The 305-nt window shown below is 48.5% G+C and carries 1 protein-coding gene; it reads right to left on the bottom strand.

Annotated elements, in window-relative coordinates; all coding sequences use genetic code 11:
• Window positions 1-305 (bottom strand): Mur ligase family protein (locus tag C1E99_RS14050; protein WP_269088958.1); only part of this gene is annotated, 305 nt, incomplete at both ends.

Below are 305 nucleotides of genomic sequence, written 5' to 3'. Positions count from 1 at the left end.
GTCAGGCATATGGAGGACGGTGTAAGGCAGACCGATTTCGTTGTTGTAGTTGCCTTGTGTCTTGTAAGTCTTGTAAGTCGTCGCCAGAACATCGTGAATCATGTCCTTGGTGGTCGTTTTACCGTTTGAGCCTGTCACAGCAATGACTTCTACCCCTGTTTTCTCTAGGTAGTAGGCCGCTAATTGTTGAAGCGCAGTCAAGCAGTCATCTACTAGGATGTGGGGAACACCAAGGCTGACTTCCGAAAGGGTTACTGCGCAGCCATTTTCAAAAGCTACAGGAATAAAGTCATGACCGTCACGCG

Origin of the sequence: Streptococcus suis (assembly GCF_002964045.1) — a bacterium.
Taxonomy (GTDB): Bacteria; Bacillota; Bacilli; order Lactobacillales; family Streptococcaceae; genus Streptococcus; species Streptococcus suis_U.
The sequence above is the reverse complement of the archived record's forward strand: the minus strand, read 5'-3'. Positions and strand labels throughout refer to the sequence as shown.